Source organism: Campylobacter concisus (assembly GCF_002914005.1).
Lineage (GTDB): Bacteria > Campylobacterota > Campylobacteria > Campylobacterales > Campylobacteraceae > Campylobacter_A > Campylobacter_A concisus_N.
The window spans coordinates 1-19,396 of sequence record NZ_POZU01000072.1 but is presented as its reverse complement, the minus strand read 5'-3'; the positions used below and the strand labels follow the sequence as shown (position 1 = coordinate 19,396).

Sequence of the window (19,396 nt, the reverse complement as noted above, 5' to 3'; positions counted from 1 at the left end):
GAAGAGACATGATTGGCATGACTGAACAAATAAAGAATATTATAAAAAAAGAGGCAAAAGAGAGGTTGAAAAAAAAATCGGATCTAAGAAGAGCTATAGACAAATATGATGATTTAAAGAGACGCGGAATGATCAAAGATGATATGTATAAAATTCGCAATATAGATATCGGCGAATATAATGAAAATAAAGATTCAATTTTTAAAAAAAATATACAAAGAATATTTTTTATGTAAAAAAACTAAAATTATTATACATTTTTTATGAAATTCATAATCTAAACTATCCACAAAAAAGTGGAGAGTTTAGATGGGTAACGATTTAGATTTGATCAAAAAAACTTTAGCGATCTTGAAAATTACAGGGTTTATAAAAAAAGTTTTTTAAATTTACACTCTATGCAAAATGATACACAATATTTTATACATTATTTTACTAACTCATCCAAATAATCTGCCCACCATTGCATCAAAGTCTTCATATCTGCTAAATTTTGAGCTCTATTGTAAGCTTCTCTTACTTTATCCTTGTCCTTGTGTGCAAGGCATCGTTCAATAATGTCAGCATGACAGCCATGTTCATTTCTTTTTTCGTTGGCCATAGTTGAAAACATTGCACGAAAGCCATGAGAAACGATCTCGTCTTTGCTATATCCCATGCGTCTTAGTGCTGTATTTAACGTATTTTCGCTCATTGGTCTGCTTTTGGATAGTGCGCTTGGGAAAAGATATCCTTCGGTATTCCCACAAATTTTAGTGTAGTCTTTTAATAAATTTACGACTTGATCAGCTAGTGGTAGTCTAAATGCCTCTTTCATTTTCATTTTATCCGCTTTAATTGTCCAAATTTTAGCGGATAGATCAAACTCATCCCACTTGGCAGCTCTGACATTAAATGGGCGCATGGCGGTATAGATCGCAAGCTTTAGTGCAACTTTTGTTTTTATGTCGCCATTATATCCGTCTACTGACACAAGCAGCGTACGCATCTCATTTTCATCTGTGATAGTAGGGAAATTTTTAGGCTTTGCGGTTTTAAAGGCGTATTTGAAATTTATATCGGCCACGACGTTGTGAGCAACTATCTCATAGGTGACGGCGTATCTAAAAATTTGATTTAGCAAGATAAATACACGCTTGATGGTTTCTAAATTTCCAGCTTTTTCTATGATCTTTAATACATCTATTATTTCTACTGCTTTTATATTGTCCAATGGCCGATTGCCTAAATACGACGCAATGTGCTTGTTAAAAATTAAATTTTGTTTTTTTAAGTAGTTTGGAGTTATGTTTGCAGATTTTATATCTAGCCATTTTGCAGCGATATCGTTTAGTGTTGTTTTGCTACTCTTTTTACTTACTAGCGGATCAATACCATCTAGTATTTGAGCGGCCAACTCCCTGCGTTTTTCTCTGGCGGCTGAGAGGCTAAGATCAGGATAATTACCCAGGGCTATTCGGCGTGTTTTTAATGTAAGAGGACTTTTGTATTCGAGTGCAAAAAATTTACGACCGCTTGACTCGATAAAAATAAATAAATTTTGCCCGTCAGATTTTTTATAAACCTTATCTTTGGGCTTTAAAGCTCTTATCGCTGTGTCCGTCAAGGGAGGGTTAATTTTTGGCATTTTTGTCCTTTTGGTGCCCACAAGCCCCTAAAAATCAAGCAACGATTTTTTACGGACATTTTTTAGCGGACAATATTTTATCCTTTAAATTATCCGTAAAAAGTCCTTAAAGGCAATTAAAAAGATTTAAAAATATTGAAAATAATTTAAATAAATAATATATATCAAAGATTGTTCTTGTCGTATTTTTTGAAAGGTTTTTAAAAGGATTGAAATGAATTAAAAAGTATAAAATGGTGGAAGCGAGGGGGATCGAACCCCTGTCCAAAAACAAAACACATACAGCCTCTACACGCTTAGCAAAAGTGAAAATTTCATCTAAAAAGGCTCACTTTCCAAAACCAAAATTTAGACTAAGACTAAATTTCAGCTAGCAAGCAGTCACTTTGCGAGCCTACTCTAGCTAAATTACTTGCTTTTGTCCTAGCTAGAATTAGACTAAGCAAGGCTCAACTGAACTTACGCAGCTTTAGCGTAAGCAGGAGCGAAATTAACGTTGTTTGCGTTTAAATTTAATTTGAGCTTTTTACGCTTTGCTCAAAGCGACGTGCCACCGTACACACTCTGCTCCTGTCGAAGCCAAGTCACTCCCAAAAAATAAAATGGTTAGTGAATTATTTAGTTAAGTTTTGCAGGCACATCAATGATTTTTGGCTCAAGAACGCTAAAATATTCAAAATCGTTCTCGACATCATCTTTATATTTATTAAACTGATCGCTAATAAGTAGTAACCAATCTATAAATTTATCATTTGCTGGCCCTTTTAGACTTCTTGCCTCTTGAGTTATCTCTTCAGCTAAAGTTGTAAGCTTTAATATCGGATCAAGATGCATGAATCCTGCTGCTGATTTAATATTATGAAAAATCCTAGTAAGCTCTAAGATACTATCTTTATATTTATCAGCTCTTCCTAAATTTATTATCAAAGGCTCGAGTAAATCGCACATTAAAGCATAGTGAGATAAAAATTCTTCAACTATGTCATAAGAGTAATCTATTTCAAGCCTTTTTAATATACCCATTTTTATGTCCTTAAGAAATTGGCGTAATTGTAGCAAAAATTTGATAAAATTGTTAGCCTTTTAGCTAAAAATCCTTGGAGCTTGCAATGAAAAATGAAAAAACTCAGATGAAAAAACTAAGCATAAATGATATAAAAAACAAAAAAGGCATTGAGCCTATTGTAATGATAACAGCCTATGATGCGTTATTTGCTAAGCTTTTTGATGATTATGCTGATATTATTTTGGTTGGCGATAGCTTAAATATGAGTTTTAATATGCAAGAAAGCACGATAAGTACGGACATGAATTCCATGCTTTATCATACAAAGGCCGTTTGTAACGGAGCTAAAAATACTTTTATCATGGCTGATATGCCATTTGGCAGCTACACAAATGAAAAGCAAGCGATAAAAAATGCGATGAAATTTTTCAAACATACAAATGCCGATGCAGTAAAGCTCGAAGTTGGCATGCACCAAGTAAATTTAGTAAAGCGCCTTTGTGAAGAGGGCATAAACGTTATGGCTCACATTGGCTTAAAGCCTCAGCTTTATAAATTTGAAGGCGGTTATAAGATAAAAGGCAGAAGCGAGATCGAGGCAAAAAAACTAATTGACGAGGCTTTGGCGTTTGAGCAAGCTGGAGCATTTGGCATCTTGCTTGAGGGTACGATGAGTAGCGTGGCTAGCGAGATAACAAAGCAAGTTCATATACCAGTTATTGGCATTGGGTCTGGGGTAAATGTCGATGGACAAGTGCTTGTATGGTCTGATATGCTTGGGTTTTTTGAAGACTTTAAACCAAAATTTGTAAAACGCTATCTTGATGGAGCGGATATTGTAAGAAAGAGTGTGCAATCCTACGCAAATGATGTAAAAGGCAAAATTTTCCCAAGTGAAGAATTTTGCTACTAGGATGGATAATATCCGCATTAAATAGAACGTGACAAAATTAAATTTCTTTATAGCCTTTTATATCAAGACCAAAACCTGCAAGGCTTACAAATTCTTTATTTTTATTTGAGCTTAAAAGCTCAATTTCGCTTATGCCAAAATACTTTAAAATTTGTGCCCCAATACCATAATCTTTTTGTGAGCTTGCATCGCTTTTATTGCTGTCTAAAAATAGCAATACTCCGCCATTTTTACTTAAAAAATCCAATGCCTTTAATAAATTATCAAATTTATCTCCGCTTAAAAGCTCATGGTCTTTGCTTATTTTTTGAAATTTTACATTAGTTTGCGCTTTTGTCTCTCCAAAAACATAGGCAGCGTGATTTTTATTTTCGTGATCTTTTATGTCATATCTTTTTGCTTCAAAACCACAGATTTTTACACTCTTTGCGGGCGAAACCTCTATTAAGCTTTCGTGGCTAAGTCTGTATTCTACCAATTCAGAAACGCTTATCATATTTAGGTCAAATTTTTTACAGAATTCTTCCAAATAATCACGTCTTGCCATTGTGCCATCTTCTTTTACAATCTCGCAAATCGCTGCCATTGGGCTAACGCCAGCGAGTTTGCAAAGATCAACTGATCCTTCAGTGTGACCTGTTCGAACGAGTACACCGCCTTTCTTTGCAATAAGCGGAAATATATGCCCAGGCCTTACAAAATTTTCAGGCACCGAATCAGTACTAGCAGCAAGTCTAATCGTCATATCACGCTCATAAGCACTTACGCCTGTCGTTGCTTCCTTTGCATCAATCGTGACAGTAAATGCGGTTTCGTGACTGGATGTATTTTTAGAAACCATTAGCGGCAAATCAAGTCTTTTTGCGTTTGCTTCATCCATTGCAAGGCAAAGTACACCTTTTGCATGAGTGATTGCAAAATTTACCTTTTGCATATCGCTGCTTGCCGCTGAAAAGACCAAGTCTCCTTCATTCTCACGGTCTTCATCATCGACCATAATTACCATTTTGCCATTTTTTATATCTTCAATCGCTTTTAATACATTTTCAAATGCCATAAATTTCCCTTATTAAATTTTTACGATTATATTGATTTTTTGATAACTTAGAGATAAAAATATTAATTTTTGATTTATCTTGTATCAATTATTTAGAAATTTTAGTAAAAGATTTATTTTTAAATATATGCGATTTAGTGGTGATAACTTAGATTTTATTTTTTAATTTGTCTTATGTATAAATTTTTAAAGCATAAATTTTAATAAAATACACTATTTTTAAGAATTTCAGTAATTAGGTAAAATAAAAGTCAAAGAATAAAAGATGGCGCAGCGGACGGGGCTCGAACCCGCGACCTCCGCCGTGACAGGGCGGCATTCTAACCAACTGAACTACCGCTGCACCTAAAATGGTGGTCGCTATAAGACTCGAACTTATGACATCCACCTTGTAAGGGTGGCGCTCTACCAACTGAGCTAAGCGACCTAAAATTTAAAAAATATCTGGCGACCCTTAGAGGATTTGAACCTCTGTTTCTACACAGAGAAAGTAGAGTCCTGAGCCACTAGACGAAAGGGTCATAAACCCAAAAATGGTGTCCTGCGTTGGATTCGAACCAACGGCCCCCTCATTAAAAGTGAGATGCTCTACCGACTGAGCTAGCAAGACATTTGTTTAAAAAAGAATTGAGATTATACAAAAAACATTATTACATGTCAAGAAAAGGATGCTTAAAATTTGTTTTTAGTTAACATTGTTGCATGGTTAGGTTGGTTTGGTATCAGTTGATTTGAAAAATACATGATAAATACCACTTGCAAGATATATGAACACCAAATGGATGAATATTGGATTTATTGAATAAAGTTTATTTACATTTAAGTACCTTGTCTTTTAGCATTATGTGGACAGCTATTGCTATACGATAGATGATGCGTGATTCGTGGTAAAAATTGTGAATAATATAGATCAACGATATTGATTGTATATATGGCTAAATAAATTATTTTGAACTAATAAATTGATGCTATAGAGTTATTTAAAGACAGCATATATTTGAGATATCCACCTGAATAAATTCTAATTGTCTCGTGTAAGTTAAACCAAAATTATAGATAGTACTTGAAAAATATTTTAAACTGCAGTCAATAAATAAAAATCTATAAGAACATAAATCTAGGATATTTAAGATTAGGATTAAACCCCATTAATAGGGGTTTAATAAATTAAATAATTATAGTCCATCAAAAGGATTTGAAACTACATCTTTGCGATCTACTATGTAAGGTATAATAGCTGCATGACGAGCTCTTTTGATCGCTTTTTCTACCATTTCTTGATGTCTTTTTGATGTGCCAGTTAAACGCCTTGGCATTATTTTAAATCTCTCTGATAAACAATACTTTAAAAGAGAAGTATCTTTATAATCTATAAAATCAATTTTTGCTTCTGTAAATTTACAATATTTGCGTGAATATTTTCTTTTTTCTGCCATTTTCTATCCTTTAAATTAAAACGGTATTTCGTTGTCGCCATCAAAATTATCGGCGTCAATGTTTATATCAGGGATTTTTTCCTCATAGTACTCTTCTTGTACTTTTTTATTTTGTGGTTGCATTTGCTGTCTTTGTGGTGCTGAATTTTGATATCCACCATTGCCATAGCTATTAGTTGAACCATTATTTCGTTGTTGTGAGTACGAACTATTTTGATTAAATCCACCTTGACTTTGTCCATTAGCTCCGCTATTTCCGCCAAGCATCTCCATATTTTCAACTACGATTGAGTGCTTTGAACGGTTTTGTCCATTGTTGTCGGTCCATTGATCAAATTTTAATCTTCCTTCAATCAGAAGCTTAGAGCCTTTGCTTAAATATTGATTTGCTATCTCAGCTGATTTGCCAAAGAATGATATGTCAATAAAGCATGTCTCTTCACGTTTTTCGCCGTTAGTATTAAATTTTCTAGTAACAGCAATACCGGAATTTCCTATAGCAGATCCACTAGTAGTGTATCTTAGCTCGATATCTCTTGTTAAATTCCCAACTAGTACTACTTTATTGAACATTTTTGATCCTTGATTATTCTTCTGTAAAAGTTTGCTCGTCTACTTTTTCAACTCTTGGCTCACGCGGTGCTCTTGGCTCACGAGGCTCTTTTTTTATAGTTTGTTTGATACCTTTGCAAAGTCTTTCCCAAGCTGCGATTTCGCGTTTATTTTCATATTTAACGCTTAAAAATCTTATTATATCTTCAGTGATCCTTACATTTCTCGTAAGCTCTGCAAGAAGCGCTGGTGGTGCTTTGTAATAGATAACAAAGTATGTTCCACGCTCGTATTTTTTGATGGTATAAGCTAGTTTTCTAGTACCCATCTCAACGACAGTAGCGATCTCGCCACCATTTTTTGTTATAACTTCTTTTACGAAGTCAACTTTAGCTTTAACTTCCTCTTCCGTTAATGTCGGCTTAAGAATAAATAAAAGCTCGTAATGTTTCATTTCTTCTCCTTATGGATATTTAGCTCACTTTGTGAGCAAGGATTTTGCTTTAAACAAGGGTGGATTTTAGCTTAAAGTTACTTAATATTTGCTGTTGATATGAGATATTGTAAATTTAAAATGGTTGATAATACAAAAATTTCTTTATCCATTTTTGTGTTTGTTTTTAGCTCTAGCTCGGCTAAATTTAGCGTTTTAAATATCTCTAAATAGGCGTTTAAATTTAGTTTTAAGCTATTTGTTTTTAATAAATTTGCAACATTTACAGGCGGTTGATAACCAATCGCCTCATCTAAATTTAAGCGACCATTTATCTTTATATAAGAGTAAATTTTAAATAGCCTAAAAAATGCTTTGTAAAGTGAGTTTAAAAGTAAAATTTCATTAAAATTTGGATCTTCCAGATAAGTAAAAAAGTCGTTTTTTATATCTTTTAGAGCCATAAATTTGTTAAAAAAATCATCAAAATTTATCCCACCAAGTCCAAAAACCAGCCTTTTTACATCATCTTGTTCGATGTGTGTGTTTAGGCTCTTTAGCTTTGTTAGCTCGCTTGCTGCAAGGTATAAATTTTCATTATGCGTAAAGTAAAGCTCATAAAGTGCGTTTTTGGTTATGTTTAGACCAATTTTAGCTACGCTTTTAGCTAGCAAATTTATCGCTTCATCTGGAGTTGAAGGCTTGAAAAATCTCGCAAAATTTGTCCCAAATGCCTTTTGCGTATCAAAAACTAGTTTCATGTCGGACTCATAAAGTTCAAATAAAAAGTAATTATCTTGGCTTTTTGAGCAAAGTGAGATGAGCTCTTTTAGCTCTTTTGCTGGGATCTTTTTATCGCTTTTTATATAAAGGATATTTTTGCCGCCAAAAAGTGACTGCTCGCTTAGGTGAGAGCTTGCTTGCGCGTAGTTGTACTCGTCAAAATAAAGGCTTAATAAATTCGCGTCTTCGCTTGAGTAAAAGCTCAAAATTTCCTTACCAAAGAGCTCTATCTGAAACTCGTCCGCTCCAAAAAGCAAGAAGTAGTTGCTTAAATTTGCATTTGCTAAATTCAGCTCCAAATCTTTTCTATACATCGATCTTTCTTACCACTTTTGCAAAAATTTTAGCGCTTGCGATATCGGCCTCTGTGATCTTTACAACGAGCTTTTGAAGCAAATTTGCGCTGTATCCTGTTATAAAAATCCTAGCTCCAACAAAATAATCATCAAGCTTAGCAACCAAGACATTTTGGTTTTCGCTCACATAGCAGCGCACCTCTTTACCGATGTTTGCGGTTGCCCAGCGTGCAAATTTCCTATCCATAAAGTCGTAGGCTACCTTGTCAGCTTCTCTTTCAAGCTCGCTTAAATTTGCGCAGGTGCTTTGGATGTTTAAAAGCAAGAAGTTGTAAAGCTTCTCATCTTTTGAAATTTTAGCCTTTAAAAGTCTGTGCAAAATAAGGTCAGAATAGCGTCTAATAGGACTTGTAAAGTGTGTGTATCTATCAAATCCAAGCCCAAAGTGGCCTAAATTTTCACTTGAGTATTCAGCCTTTTTTTGAGACTTGATGATGAGCTTGTCTATCTCTTCGCGGTTGCCTAGTTCATCGGCCTTTGCTTGGATCTTTCTTATCAAATTTGCAAGGTCACTCTCGTAGGTAAAGTCAAGCCCCAAAAGTTGCAAATCTTCAAGTAAGGTATCTATCTTTTTAAAATCAGGCGAAGCGTGGTTTCTAAAAACGCCCTTTGTGATGAGCTTTGCGGCGGCTTTATTTGCTAAAAGCATGCAGTCCTCGACAAGTCTATGTGAGTCGGAATCACTTTCAAATCTAGTTTGTAAAATTTGACCCTCTTCATCAAGGCTCATTCTAAGCTCTTTTGTCCTAAAGTCAAATGCGTGCAAAAGTCTTTTTTTGCGAAGCTTTGTGGTGAGTTTAAAAAGCGGCTTGGTCCATGAAATTTCACACTCTCTTTTGCCTTCTAAAATTTCATCAATCTCATCGTAGTTAAAGCGCCTTTTTGAAAGGATGATTGCCTCAAAAAGCTCCTCTTTTTTTACCTCGTTGTTTGCATCAAGTGAAATTTTAAAACAAAATGCAAGGCGAGGCACGTCTGGCTTTAGTGAACAGATATTTTCACTTAGCGCGCGCGGCAACATCGGCACTGAAATGTGCGGAAAGTAGATAGAAAAGCCTCTTTTTTTAGCTTCACTGTCAATGGCGCTATATGCGGTCACATACTCGCTTACATCAGCGATTGCGACATAAATTTCTCGCTTTTTCTCATCAAAATATATGGCATCGTCAAAGTCTTTGGCATCGACTGGATCGATCGTACAAAACTCTAAATTTCTTAGATCAACTCTATTTGGATACATGCTAGCATCGACTTCGTCGCCAAAAGCCTTTGCCTCAAGCTCGCAGGCCTCGCTAAATTTATCGTTTTTATTATAAATAGCAAGCGAAATTTTCTCATCGCTTAATGGGTCTTCTAAATTTCCTAAAACCTCAACTATCTCGTTGTTTAGGTTATTTATCTTTAGTAGCGTCCCAAGTGGGAGCATCTTTAGGCTTTTTTGCGTCGCTTTTAAGGTCGTGCTTAGTCCAGTTTTTAAATTTACTCCTAAAATGGCCGCTCCAAAGCGTTTTGTATAGACCACACTTGTCTCATTGGCAAGCTTTAGGCTCATTACTATTTTAGCGCTTTGGCGTTTTTTCTTAAGCGGCAAAAGCTTTGCTAACACGATATCGCCAAGGTGAGAGTTGTTTAAATTTTTATTTTCTACGATGATGTCTTGCTTGAAGCGTTTATCAAATGGCATGATAAAGCCAGTTGCGTTTTGACTGATGTCTAGCTTGCCGCAGACGTAGCCATTGTTTAGGTAAAATTTATCTTTATGGGAGCTTACGGCACCAAGATTTAAGAGATTTCGTAAAATCTCTTTATCTTCGTTTGAAACTTCTTTTTCCTTGATGCCAACTAGTAGTGATGTTAGAAATTCTTTCACAAATTATCTTTGACTTTAGCGACAGCCATTAAAAACGTATCATGTCCAAAGCCGTATTCGTCAAGAAGGGGTAGAGTATTTTGTATGCTTATATCATCAAGTTGATTGAAGATATTTACAGCTGTTTTTATCACTTTTAGGGCTTTTGCGTAATCTTTTATATGATCTGGTGCCTCTTCTGGATTATTTGAATAGAGTATTGAGCTGCTAAGCTCTGTCTCAAGGTTCCATTGTTCAAAAATTTTAGCCGTAACTTCTTCATTTGACATATCTAAAATTTCTGTTTCAAATAGAGCAAGATCGATTGGGCTAGATATATTTTTAAGTTTTTCTCTAAATTCGACGTCTTGCTTATTTTCGGCTAATTCGTGAGCAAGAACTATCTTGCCAATCTCAAGCATAAATGAAGCTGGAGAGAGAATTTCTAGACTTTTAGGATTAACTTTAGAATGCCAATTGTACATCAGTGCATTTTGTATTATCGAGATATTTAAAAAATCTTGTGTAGTAATGCCATAAGGCTCTAAATTTATAGAAAAGCTCTTTTTAATCGTACTTGAAAGTGCAAAACCTCGAATAGTAGCCATACCAAAAAGAGAAATAGCTCTTGCAATGGTTGTGATCTCTTGAGAAAACCCATAAAGTGGAGAGTTTGCTGAACGCAAGATATTTGCTGTTAGCATCGGATCCTTTTCGACCACTTTTGTAAGATCACTTATTGAGCTGTTTTCGTCCGCATGTAAGCGTTGAATTTGTATAACTGTGTCATCTAATGGTGGAAGTGCTTTGATTTTTTTAAAAACTGATTCATTCATTGAGTTATCTCTTTTTTTGAAATTTCAGCGTATTTTATCAAAATAAATTATCATAAAACTTAAAAAGAGTTTCTGTATATTTCAGCCGAATTTTTGCTGGCTAAAGTTATAATTTTGCCAAATTTTAATAATAGGAGTAACAATGGCTATAAATGTTTATTATGATAAAGACTGCGATTTAAGCCTTATTCAAAGTAAAAAAGTAGCAATCATCGGCTTTGGTTCACAAGGTCATGCACATGCTGAAAATTTAAGAGATAACGGTGTAAGCGTTGTGATCGGTCTTTCAAAAGGTGGCAAAAGCTGGGCAAAAGCTGAAGCAAAAGGCTTTGAGGTAAAAACCGTAAGCGAAGCTACAAAAGGCGCTGATGTGGTTATGATTTTAACTCCAGATGAGCTTCAAGCAGAAATTTATAAAAATGAGATTGAACCAAATTTAAAAGATCATGCTGCTATCGCATTTGGGCATGGTTTTAACGTTCATTTTGGTCAAATCAAAGCTCCAGCAAATATAGATGTCATCATGATCGCTCCAAAAGCTCCAGGACACACAGTTAGAAGCGAATTTGTAAGAGGTGGTGGTATACCTGATCTTATCGCTGTTGAGCAAAATGCAAGCGGAAAGGCAAAAGAGATCGCTCTAAGCTATGCTTGCGGTATAGGTGGCGGTAGAACTGGTATCATTGAGACAACATTTAAAGATGAAACTGAAACAGATTTATTTGGTGAGCAAGCTGTGCTTTGCGGTGGTCTTTGCGCTCTAGTAAATGCTGGCTTTGATACGCTTGTAGAGGCTGGATATGAGCCTGAGATGGCCTATTTTGAATGCTTGCACGAGCTAAAACTAATCGTTGATCTAATGTATCAAGGCGGCATGGCTGATATGCGTTACTCTATCTCAAATACAGCTGAATATGGTGATTACGTAAGCGGTGTAAGAGTGATTGGCGAAGAGAGCAGAAAAGCTATGAAGGAAGTTTTAAAAGAGATTCAAAATGGCAAATTTGCAAAAGACTTCATACTTGAGAGAAAAGCGGGTTACGTTAGAATGAACGCTGAACGCGGTATAGCTGAGAGAAGTTTGCTAAATCAAACTGGCAAAAAACTTCGCGCAATGATGCCTTGGATAACTAACGGCAAACTTATAGATCAAAATAAAAACTAAGCCTTGAGCGAAAAAAAGACTACAAAGAAGCGACCTACAAAAAAGAGTGCAGGTCGCTCTCACAATAAAACCTATCTTGGTATCGGCATTATCGCGGCTATTTTGATAATAGCACTTAGCGTAGCTCTTAGTATAAAAAATAATGGTGCAGAACAGATAAGCAAAGCAAATGAGCCAAAGATAGAGAAGCAAATTTCTAAAAAAGCTGAGCCAAAGGTTGCTAGTAAAGAGAAAAAACAAGAATACGAAAAGAGAAAATACCCTCTAAAATTTGATGAAGATGAAAATTTAAGTAAAATTTTTACCGATCCTAAGCATAAAAGTGAGCTTGCTTTAAATTCAAAAGTTGAGCCAAAAGAGCAAAAAAAGATAGCTGAAGTAAAGAGTGAAGCCAAAAAAGAAGAGATAAAAAAAGAGCAAAACGATACTAAAAATTTACTCGCAAGTTATAAAAATACAGAACCTAGCGTAATAGAAAATGAACAAAAGATAGAGCCATTTTATAGCTCAAAAGTCGAACAAAAAATCGAGTTAAAACCTCAAAATTTTGAAGTAAAAGTCGATCAAAATAAAAGTACTGAAATAGAAAAAAAAGAGAAATTTAAAAGCGAGAACATAAAAGTCGAGCCAGCTAAAAAAGCTGAAAATTTAACCACTAAAAAGATAGAAAAAACAAAATACGAAGAAAAGAATATAAAAAAAGATAGCTTTGAAGCGGTACCTTTTACGCCAAATGCCAGCATAAAAGGGCGCGCAAAGCTCATCATCATAATAGACGATGTGGCGACATTTGAACATGCGAGTATGATAAAGTCGCTTGGCTTAAAAATCACGCCGTCTATTTTTCCAGCGACAAAGACTCATCCAGATACGCCAAATATCGCAAGAACATTTGAGTTTTATATGATACATCTTCCGATGCAAGCAAAACACTTTGATAGCCCAGAGATAGGAACTCTTACGATCAACGAGAGTTTTGAGAGCATACATGAAAAGATAAAAAAGATACGCAAAGACTTCCCACGTGCAAAATACACAAACAACCACACAGGATCGCGCTTTACAAGCGATTTTGACGCTATGGATAAGGCATATAGGGCGCTGATAGAGCAGGGCTTTGTCTTTGTTGATAGCAAAACTATCGCGCAAACCGCAGTAGCAAGAGCCGCAAAAAAACATAATCAGCCATACATTTCAAGAGATATATTTTTAGACGACGATCCATCGGCTAGTGCTGTTAGGCGTGAGCTTGTGGCTGCTGTAAATTTGGCTAAAAAAAGAGGCTATGCGATCGCCATTGGACATCCAAAGAAAAATACGATCGCGGTGATAAAAGAGAGCAAAAATAATCTTTTAAAAGATGTTGATGTGGTTTATTTAAAAGATATTTTATGAGACTTGATTTTATCCCAGAGCCGTTAAAAAGACTAAAAAATCCACCAAAACAGCTAAATTTTATCGGAGATACTTCACTTTTATCTTTACCAAAGATCGCAGTTGTTGGCTCAAGAAAGGCAAGTGTTTATACAAAAGAGTGCGTTACGGCACTTTGTACAGCACTAAAAAGTGCAAACGTCTGCATGGTAAGTGGTGGAGCAATCGGTGTTGATATCGTAGCTCATAAAGCTGCTATGCCACGAACGATTGGCATTTTTGCGAGCGGACTTGATACTATCTATCCAAGCCAAAATAAAGCGGCGATAAATGAAATTTACACCAAAGCCTTGGCTCTTAGTGAGTATGATGAAGGTGAGCCGCCACTTGCTTATAGATTTTTAGAGCGAAACCGCATAGTTGTGGGGCTTTGTGAAGCTCTAGTCGTCGCGCAAGCTGATCTTAAAAGTGGCTCGATGCAAAGTGCAAGGCTTGCAAATGAGCTTAAAATTCCAGTTTATGTGTTGCCACAACGCATGGGTGAAAGCGATGGGACAAATTTTTTGCTTGCAAATAAAAAAGCCGAGCTTATCGATGACTATCATAAATTTGCTTTAATTTTTGGTGAGATAAAAGAGCAAGAAAAAACTAGTAACGAGATCTTAAAATTTTGTAAAAATGGCGTAAGTCTTGATGAAGTTTTGGCAAAATTTGGCGATATCATCTATGAGTACGAGCTTGAAGGGTTGGTTGAAATTTCAAATCTAAGAGTAAAGAGCGTGCTATGAGAGAGAAATTTATGGCTATTGATGTTGGGCTAAAGCGAATAGGACTTGCCTTTGGTTTTGGCGAGATCGTGACCCCGCTTGAGCCAGTGCTTAGAAAAAATAGAAATCAAGCCGCAAGAGATGTGAGCCAAAAGGTAAATGAATATGCCCCAGATACGCTAGTGGTAGGTGTGCCAATCGGCGGTAGTAGCGAAGATGAGATGAGAAGGCGCATCGAGCATTTTGTCTCACTTCTTGATGTAAAGGCAAATATTGTCTATCAAGATGAGGCCTTTAGCAGCAGCGAAGCTAGTGAAATTTACACAAATACAAAGCGAAATGGTAGGCTAGATAGCATTTCAGCCACTATTATTTTAAAAAGATATCTTAGGATAAATTAAAAAGTAAAAATCGGTCTATTTCTCAAGCGAATTTTTAAAAGCTAGTTGAAAGCTATCTGTGCTAAAAGGCTGCTTTAATACCGTGACATGATTTGGCAGATCGTTAGCTGACTCATCGCTTTTACAAATGGCTACAATACGAAAATTTTTAATATTTTTAAACTCAAGTATATCTTCTAACATCGCTTCATTTTTTAAAATTTTACTATCGATAAAAATAACAAATGGGGTAAAAATAGAATCTTTTATATGTCTCATTAGATTGCTAATGTCGTTTTTGCCGATAACCTTTAGACCTAAAAAATTTATCTGAGCACTAATGGTGTCGAACAAAGCATCATCATCGCAAGCGACTAAGATATTTGTATTTGTTTGATTTTTGATATTTATTTGTTTTTGGATGGCTCTATCGCCTGTTAGTGCCGCGCTAAAAGATATTAAAAATTCTCCATCATTATGAGAGATCATAGATTCATTTGCTTTTTTTAGATAGTCATTTATCTTGCTGAGATAGTAGTGGCTTGGCCTCATTACGCTATGGCTAGATTTTATTTTAATGTCAAAATGTACAGATTTGGGACTATAATTTTTAAGTTGAAAGAGAATGTAAATGTCTGCATATTCGGTAGAGTAAAGGAAAAATTTGCAAATATTTTCAAGTGTTTTTATGAGATTTGTGGCATCAAATTTTAAAAGCCTTGGATAACTTGGATCGTAACTAAAAATGATGGAATTTTTAGTATCTTGTGCGTCTTGGTATATGGTACTAAGAAAAATTTCCATTCTATTTATGATATCGATAGGCTTATCTTTCATATTATCAACATCCCGTCGCCGTATGAGTAAAATCTATACTTTTCATCAACTGCCGTTTTATAAATCCTCATCGTCTCTTCAAGCCCTATGAAGCTAGTAACTAGCATTATTAGAGTCGATTTTGGTAGATGAAAATTTGTAAGAAGGTAGTTTTGCCTGATAGGCTTATTATTTAGGTTTAAAAATAACTTACAAAAGCCGCTTGCTTGCTTGCTTCTTGCAAATTCTTCAACACATCTAGTAACCGTCGTACCAACGCCAAGGATTGGTTTATTAGAATTTATAATCTCTTGAGCTTGCTCGCTTAGCTCGTAAAATTCTGAGTGCATTTTGTGGTCATTTATATTTTGGCACTCTACGCCTTTAAATGTCCCAGCGCCAACATGAAGCGTAATGTAGGCGACTTCATGCTTTGCCTTTATCTGCTCTAGCATTTGTTCACTTATGTGAAGGCTAGCTGTCGGAGCTGCTACCGCGCCACTATTTTTAGCAAATATACTTTGATACCAGCTCTCGTCATCCTTTGTATCAGCCCTTTTAATGTATGGTGGAAGTGGAACATGACCAATCTTTTCAAGCTCACTAAAAAGGTGAACATTATCAAGCAAAACGCCATTTTGCGTAAAATTTACCACTCTTGTGCCATCGTCATTTAGCTCAAGCACATTTACTTTTAGATTATCAGGAAAATTTAAAATGCTACCAGAGCTTACTTTACCTCTTATATAGACGCTAAATTTATTTTCGCCTATGGGCTGATTTAGCATTACTTCGCAAGCCCCGCCGCTTTCTTTTTGTCCTAAAATGCGAGCTTTGATAACTTTTGTGTTATTAAAAATGACCGCTGCGTCCTCTGGGATGAGGTTGGAGAGATCTTTAAATTTGTAGTGTTTTATCTCTTTTGTATTTTTAAAATAGACAAGCAATCTTGCCTCTTCTTTTGGCAAAACTGGCTCTTTTGCGATGAGCTCTTCTGGCAAAAAATAATCATAACTTGAGACGTCGTTTATATTACTCATCGCTTGCTACGTCGCTGTCTTGTTCTTCTTTTTCGTCTTCATTGTCGCTCTTGTTAGCTCTTTTGGCGACGATTATTGAAATTCCATAAAGTCCGATGAGTGGTAGTGCCATTAAGACTTGACTTATCACATCAGGTGGTGTAACGATAGCTGCAAAGATAAAGATAATAACAACAGCGTATCTGAAGTAATCTTTTAGCATCTTGTCATCGACAAGTCCGATCTTTGCTAAGAAAAATGTAATGACTGGTAGCTCAAATGAAATTCCAAAGCCAATTAGTAGTTTTGCAAAAAAGCCAACATACTCGCCAATGCTTGGTAGTGCCGTAAAGAGCTGGCCACCAAAATTTACCAAAAATGCAAAGCCAAGTGGAATCACCACGTAGTAACAAAACGCCGCCCCGCACGCAAACATAAATGAAGCTGAGATTACAAATGGGATCACATATTTTTTTTCATTGTCATAAAGTCCAGGAGCGACAAATAACCAAAACTGCCAAAAAATGATAGGTAGCGCGATCACGACACCAGCAAAAAATGCAACCTTCATTGCTGTAAAAAATGGCTCTTGAATTTGAGTAAATATGATATTTGAGCCAGCTGGCAATACCTGTTTTAGTGGTTCGCTCATCCATGCAAGCAGTGGGTTCCAAAACGTAAAGCAGATGCCAAAACAGACAAAAACGCTTACTATGCTTATAAAAAGTCTCTTTCTAAGTTCGATTAAATGGGGTCTTAGCTCTTCAAACATTACGCCTCTTTTTTATCGTTTAAGATCGCATCTTTAACTAAATTTGTTGGATTTTGTATATTTTCTACCGTTTTTTTCGTGTCGCTTACGACGTTTTGTATGCTTTCAGTGACGTCGCTTGCGCTTTTCTTGATCTCGTCAAGCTCTTCAAAAGTAAGCTTTTTGCGCACATTCTGCGTGCTTTTAGTTATGCTTTCTTTATATTTTTGGGCATCTTCTTTTAGCTCAGCTATCTTCATTTCTTGATCAAATGTTGATTTTGCGTCGTTTATGCCTTTTTTAAACATTTTTAGAAATTTTGCAATCTGAACCATCGCGCTTGGCAGCTTGTCAGGACCTAAAACTAACACTGCAATAATGGCGATAACTAAGATTTCAGAAAAACTCATTCCAAACATTTTTGCCTCTATTAAATTTTATTTAAGCTTTGTATTTTATCTTGACTTTGCTCAAAATTTTATAAATTCACCCTTCGATAAAGAGTGCAATTTCGTCGCTTAATAAGAAATTTGGATTATAAAATTTACCGTTTTCAATATCAAGTTTTTTATTTTCCACAAGCAAATTTGCTCTGCTTAGTTGTGACTTATTTAAGCGAGTAGCATCTACTCCGACTATGCTTCTAAGCCCCAAGAATATATGCTCTCTTGCTAGCTCACTCTCGTTTAAAATTTCCTTTTCTCTATATGTTGGTTTGGCTATGTAGGCATCTATGTTAGTTTTGGCGTAGTATCTGGTGCCATCTACAAAACCCACACTAAAAGCCCCTACGCCAAGGTAGTTTTTACCTTGCCAGTAGCCAAGATTGTGCTTGCAAATTTGACCAAAATTTGAAATTTCATACTGCTTAAAACCAGCTCGCTCGATCTGCTCTATCATAAATTTAGCCAGGCTATCGCTATCCTTTTTATAGCTTTTTTTGCCAGCAAATGGGGTGTTTTCTTCAAGTGTGAGCGAGTATGCGCTAAGGTGAGTGATATTAAGATCTTTTAAATTTGCCACTTCAGCTAAAAGACGTTTTTTGGTATCAAATTTAGTGTCGTAGATGAGGTCTAAATTTATACTCTCAAAGCCAGCTTTTCCAGCATTTTCTACAGCTTTAAAAATTTGCTCCCTACTGTGAATGCGACCAAGAAATTTAAGCTTATCTTCAAAAAAACTTTGAGTACCAAAGCTTATGCGATTTGCACCTAAATTTTTTACATGCTTTAGCCAAGCAAGGCTTGCTGAGTTTGGATTTGCCTCGAGAGTGATCTCGGTTGTTGGTGTACAAAGGGGCACTAAAATGCTAAAAATTTCATCATAAAATTTAGCATTTACAGCACTTGGTGTGCCTCCACCAAAAAATACGCTTGAAATTTCTCTTACATTTTGGCTTTTTAGCTGAAAATTTAGATCAAGAACTAGCGCTTGAAAATAAGCTTTAGTCTTATTAAATTCGTCATCACTTGAGCCAAAAGCACAATAAGGACACTTGCTTTCGCAAAATGGCACATGGATATAAACTTGCAAATTTCTCTCTTTTAAATTTTTAGGATTATAAAAAATTTGGCATTTAGAGCAGTTTAAAAGTAGCTTTTGGTCTTTAAGAGTTTGTTTGGTAAAAAGCCAAAATTTATCTTAAAAATTTTTGCAAAATGTGCAGTATTTGCATAACCTACGATATTTGCGGCTTCTTTTATGCTGATATCATTTTGCTCCAAAAGAGTAAAAGCAAGCTTTAAACGCTCTTTTGCTAAGAGCTGATAGATCGTATCTTTGAAAAATAGCTTAAAATTTTTCTTTAGCCAAAAGTCATTTGTGCCACAAAGATGGGCTAGCTCTTTGATGCTTGGAGGATTTTGCATACGACTTAGCAAGATCGTTTTAGCCTTTAAAAGAGTCTTTTCTTCATCTCTACTAAGTGAAATTTCGCTCTCTTTTCGTATTTTACTTTTATAAATAAGCTCTAAAATTTTTGACTCAGTAAAAATTTCTCTCATTGCGCCTTCATATAAATTTGTCGTCTCAAGTTCGTTTAAAACGCAAATTTGAGCTAAATTTTTTTTATATTTCAAAAGCTCAAATTTATCATCAAATCTAAGTCCAGCAAATATCTCAAGCTTATTTGCATAACTTTCGTCAAAAAGTAGTGTTTTTGTCTTATAAAATTTATTTTGATACTCAAAGATACCTTTAAAATCGTCATTAACAAGCCCAATGCAAAATTCATCTTTATTTAAAATATACTCTTTTCTATCAAGCTTAAAGCAAAG

21 protein-coding genes, 4 tRNA genes and 1 other RNA gene are annotated in these 19,396 nt (G+C 35.4%); 6 read left to right on the top strand and 20 right to left on the bottom strand.

Annotated elements, in window-relative coordinates:
• Nucleotides 1-8: 8 nt before the first annotated feature.
• A complete protein-coding gene (locus CYP54_RS08625; protein WP_103604936.1) occupies nucleotides 9-236 on the top strand; it encodes a hypothetical protein in 228 nt (75 codons plus the stop codon).
• A 191-nt stretch (nucleotides 237-427) separates the two neighbouring features.
• On the opposite strand, the gene CYP54_RS08620 is transcribed toward CYP54_RS08625, so the two are convergent.
• From CYP54_RS08620 to CYP54_RS08610, 3 genes are all read right to left on the bottom strand, one after another.
• Nucleotides 428-1,627 (bottom strand): tyrosine-type recombinase/integrase, encoded by a 1,200-nt coding sequence (locus tag CYP54_RS08620; protein WP_103604935.1) that lies wholly within the window; start codon nucleotides 1,625-1,627, stop codon nucleotides 428-430.
• Between the two features lie 234 nt (nucleotides 1,628-1,861).
• Nucleotides 1,862-2,219, bottom strand: a transfer-messenger RNA (tmRNA) gene (gene ssrA / locus CYP54_RS08615).
• A gap of 26 nt (nucleotides 2,220-2,245) precedes the next feature.
• Nucleotides 2,246-2,650, bottom strand: a complete 405-nt coding sequence (locus CYP54_RS08610) for a histidine phosphotransferase (protein ID WP_035167557.1) — start codon at nucleotides 2,648-2,650, stop codon at nucleotides 2,246-2,248.
• Nucleotides 2,651-2,736: 86 nt separating this feature from the next.
• Between CYP54_RS08610 and panB the strand changes: the two genes are divergently transcribed.
• Nucleotides 2,737-3,546, top strand: a complete 810-nt coding sequence (gene panB / locus CYP54_RS08605) for a 3-methyl-2-oxobutanoate hydroxymethyltransferase (RefSeq protein ID WP_103604934.1) — start codon at nucleotides 2,737-2,739, stop codon at nucleotides 3,544-3,546.
• A gap of 37 nt (nucleotides 3,547-3,583) precedes the next feature.
• Here panB and CYP54_RS08600 read toward each other — a convergent pair whose 3' ends face one another.
• From CYP54_RS08600 to CYP54_RS08550, 11 genes are all read right to left on the bottom strand, one after another.
• Nucleotides 3,584-4,603, bottom strand: coding sequence for a bifunctional 3,4-dihydroxy-2-butanone 4-phosphate synthase/GTP cyclohydrolase II (locus CYP54_RS08600; protein WP_103604933.1), 1,020 nt, complete (start codon nucleotides 4,601-4,603; stop codon nucleotides 3,584-3,586).
• A gap of 266 nt (nucleotides 4,604-4,869) precedes the next feature.
• Nucleotides 4,870-4,946, bottom strand: a tRNA-Asp gene (locus CYP54_RS08595).
• An 8-nt stretch (nucleotides 4,947-4,954) separates the two neighbouring features.
• Nucleotides 4,955-5,030, bottom strand: a tRNA-Val gene (locus tag CYP54_RS08590).
• A gap of 18 nt (nucleotides 5,031-5,048) precedes the next feature.
• A tRNA-Glu gene (locus tag CYP54_RS08585) sits at nucleotides 5,049-5,124 on the bottom strand.
• A gap of 13 nt (nucleotides 5,125-5,137) precedes the next feature.
• Nucleotides 5,138-5,213, bottom strand: a tRNA-Lys gene (locus CYP54_RS08580).
• Between the two features lie 565 nt (nucleotides 5,214-5,778).
• Nucleotides 5,779-6,039: a 30S ribosomal protein S18 gene (rpsR, locus tag CYP54_RS08575; protein WP_021091467.1), complete on the bottom strand. Its 261-nt coding sequence runs from the start codon at nucleotides 6,037-6,039 to the stop codon at nucleotides 5,779-5,781.
• Between the two features lie 15 nt (nucleotides 6,040-6,054).
• The gene (locus CYP54_RS08570; RefSeq protein ID WP_103600191.1) at nucleotides 6,055-6,612 is read right to left on the bottom strand and encodes a single-stranded DNA-binding protein; all 558 of its coding nucleotides are present in this window, start codon (nucleotides 6,610-6,612) and stop codon (nucleotides 6,055-6,057) included.
• Nucleotides 6,613-6,625: 13 nt separating this feature from the next.
• Nucleotides 6,626-7,045 carry a 30S ribosomal protein S6 gene (rpsF, locus tag CYP54_RS08565; RefSeq protein WP_021091458.1) on the bottom strand — a complete coding sequence of 140 codons (420 nt, stop codon included), beginning with the start codon at nucleotides 7,043-7,045 and terminating at the stop codon, nucleotides 6,626-6,628.
• Between the two features lie 77 nt (nucleotides 7,046-7,122).
• Nucleotides 7,123-8,121 carry a DNA polymerase III subunit delta gene (gene holA / locus CYP54_RS08560; protein WP_103604932.1) on the bottom strand — a complete coding sequence of 333 codons (999 nt, stop codon included), beginning with the start codon at nucleotides 8,119-8,121 and terminating at the stop codon, nucleotides 7,123-7,125.
• Nucleotides 8,114-10,033 (bottom strand): RNB domain-containing ribonuclease, encoded by a 1,920-nt coding sequence (locus CYP54_RS08555; protein WP_103604931.1) that lies wholly within the window; start codon nucleotides 10,031-10,033, stop codon nucleotides 8,114-8,116. The genes holA and CYP54_RS08555 overlap by 8 nt, the downstream gene beginning before the upstream one ends.
• Nucleotides 10,030-10,848, bottom strand: coding sequence for an HDOD domain-containing protein (locus tag CYP54_RS08550; protein WP_021091523.1), 819 nt, complete (start codon nucleotides 10,846-10,848; stop codon nucleotides 10,030-10,032). The genes CYP54_RS08555 and CYP54_RS08550 overlap by 4 nt, the downstream gene beginning before the upstream one ends.
• Nucleotides 10,849-10,990: 142 nt before the next feature.
• On the opposite strand from CYP54_RS08550, the gene ilvC reads away from it, so the two are divergent.
• Genes ilvC through ruvX form a run of 4 tightly spaced genes read left to right on the top strand, consistent with a single transcriptional unit; the run spans nucleotide 10,991 to nucleotide 14,555 of the window.
• The gene (gene ilvC / locus CYP54_RS08545) at nucleotides 10,991-12,013 is read left to right on the top strand and encodes a ketol-acid reductoisomerase (protein WP_103604930.1); all 1,023 of its coding nucleotides are present in this window, start codon (nucleotides 10,991-10,993) and stop codon (nucleotides 12,011-12,013) included.
• A gap of 3 nt (nucleotides 12,014-12,016) precedes the next feature.
• Nucleotides 12,017-13,408 carry a divergent polysaccharide deacetylase family protein gene (locus tag CYP54_RS08540; protein WP_103604929.1) on the top strand — a complete coding sequence of 464 codons (1,392 nt, stop codon included), beginning with the start codon at nucleotides 12,017-12,019 and terminating at the stop codon, nucleotides 13,406-13,408.
• Entirely contained in the window at nucleotides 13,405-14,175 is a 771-nt protein-coding gene (locus CYP54_RS08535) for a DNA-processing protein DprA (RefSeq protein WP_103604928.1), read from the top strand. The genes CYP54_RS08540 and CYP54_RS08535 overlap by 4 nt, the downstream gene beginning before the upstream one ends.
• Nucleotides 14,172-14,555, top strand: a complete 384-nt coding sequence (ruvX, locus tag CYP54_RS08530) for a Holliday junction resolvase RuvX (RefSeq protein ID WP_103604927.1) — start codon at nucleotides 14,172-14,174, stop codon at nucleotides 14,553-14,555. Before CYP54_RS08535 ends, ruvX begins: the two co-directional genes overlap by 4 nt.
• Nucleotides 14,556-14,570: 15 nt before the next feature.
• Here ruvX and CYP54_RS08525 read toward each other — a convergent pair whose 3' ends face one another.
• From CYP54_RS08525 to CYP54_RS08495, 6 genes are all read right to left on the bottom strand, one after another.
• On the bottom strand, nucleotides 14,571-15,371 hold the full coding sequence (locus CYP54_RS08525; RefSeq protein ID WP_103604926.1) for a hypothetical protein: 801 nt from the start codon (nucleotides 15,369-15,371) through the stop codon (nucleotides 14,571-14,573).
• Nucleotides 15,368-16,390 carry a tRNA preQ1(34) S-adenosylmethionine ribosyltransferase-isomerase QueA gene (gene queA, locus CYP54_RS08520; protein ID WP_103604925.1) on the bottom strand — a complete coding sequence of 341 codons (1,023 nt, stop codon included), beginning with the start codon at nucleotides 16,388-16,390 and terminating at the stop codon, nucleotides 15,368-15,370. The genes CYP54_RS08525 and queA overlap by 4 nt, the downstream gene beginning before the upstream one ends.
• A complete protein-coding gene (gene tatC, locus CYP54_RS08515) occupies nucleotides 16,383-17,141 on the bottom strand; it encodes a twin-arginine translocase subunit TatC (protein ID WP_072594579.1) in 759 nt (252 codons plus the stop codon). Before tatC ends, queA begins: the two co-directional genes overlap by 8 nt.
• A complete protein-coding gene (gene tatB / locus CYP54_RS08510) occupies nucleotides 17,141-17,539 on the bottom strand; it encodes a Sec-independent protein translocase protein TatB (RefSeq protein ID WP_084042117.1) in 399 nt (132 codons plus the stop codon). Before tatB ends, tatC begins: the two co-directional genes overlap by 1 nt.
• Before the next feature lie 67 nt (nucleotides 17,540-17,606).
• Complete coding sequence (hemW, locus tag CYP54_RS08500; RefSeq protein ID WP_103604924.1) at nucleotides 17,607-18,653, bottom strand: radical SAM family heme chaperone HemW; 1,047 nt, start codon at nucleotides 18,651-18,653, stop codon at nucleotides 17,607-17,609.
• A 53-nt stretch (nucleotides 18,654-18,706) separates the two neighbouring features.
• Nucleotides 18,707-19,396, bottom strand: a 690-nt coding sequence (locus tag CYP54_RS08495; protein WP_103604923.1) for a helix-turn-helix domain-containing protein, incomplete at its 5' end; no start/stop codon positions are given.

Excerpts from the sequence above, each read along its gene's own strand:
- CYP54_RS08535 (WP_103604928.1), top strand. The coding sequence starts at position 13,405 with ATGAGACTTGATTTTATCCCAGAGCCGTTAAAAAGACTAAAAAATCCA.
- tatB (WP_084042117.1), bottom strand. The coding sequence starts at position 17,539 with ATGTTTGGAATGAGTTTTTCTGAAATCTTAGTTATCGCCATTATTGCA.
- CYP54_RS08625 (WP_103604936.1), top strand. The coding sequence starts at position 9 with ATGATTGGCATGACTGAACAAATAAAGAATATTATAAAAAAAGAGGCA.
- CYP54_RS08610 (WP_035167557.1), bottom strand. The coding sequence starts at position 2,650 with ATGGGTATATTAAAAAGGCTTGAAATAGATTACTCTTATGACATAGTT.
- CYP54_RS08525 (WP_103604926.1), bottom strand. The coding sequence starts at position 15,371 with ATGAAAGATAAGCCTATCGATATCATAAATAGAATGGAAATTTTTCTT.
- CYP54_RS08570 (WP_103600191.1), bottom strand. The coding sequence starts at position 6,612 with ATGTTCAATAAAGTAGTACTAGTTGGGAATTTAACAAGAGATATCGAG.
- panB (WP_103604934.1), top strand. The coding sequence starts at position 2,737 with ATGAAAAATGAAAAAACTCAGATGAAAAAACTAAGCATAAATGATATA.
- CYP54_RS08550 (WP_021091523.1), bottom strand. The coding sequence starts at position 10,848 with ATGAATGAATCAGTTTTTAAAAAAATCAAAGCACTTCCACCATTAGAT.
- tatC (WP_072594579.1), bottom strand. The coding sequence starts at position 17,141 with ATGTTTGAAGAGCTAAGACCCCATTTAATCGAACTTAGAAAGAGACTT.
- ruvX (WP_103604927.1), top strand. The coding sequence starts at position 14,172 with ATGAGAGAGAAATTTATGGCTATTGATGTTGGGCTAAAGCGAATAGGA.
- ilvC (WP_103604930.1), top strand. The coding sequence starts at position 10,991 with ATGGCTATAAATGTTTATTATGATAAAGACTGCGATTTAAGCCTTATT.
- rpsR (WP_021091467.1), bottom strand. The coding sequence starts at position 6,039 with ATGGCAGAAAAAAGAAAATATTCACGCAAATATTGTAAATTTACAGAA.
- CYP54_RS08620 (WP_103604935.1), bottom strand. The coding sequence starts at position 1,627 with ATGCCAAAAATTAACCCTCCCTTGACGGACACAGCGATAAGAGCTTTA.
- queA (WP_103604925.1), bottom strand. The coding sequence starts at position 16,390 with ATGAGTAATATAAACGACGTCTCAAGTTATGATTATTTTTTGCCAGAA.
- holA (WP_103604932.1), bottom strand. The coding sequence starts at position 8,121 with ATGTATAGAAAAGATTTGGAGCTGAATTTAGCAAATGCAAATTTAAGC.
- CYP54_RS08600 (WP_103604933.1), bottom strand. The coding sequence starts at position 4,603 with ATGGCATTTGAAAATGTATTAAAAGCGATTGAAGATATAAAAAATGGC.
- rpsF (WP_021091458.1), bottom strand. The coding sequence starts at position 7,045 with ATGAAACATTACGAGCTTTTATTTATTCTTAAGCCGACATTAACGGAA.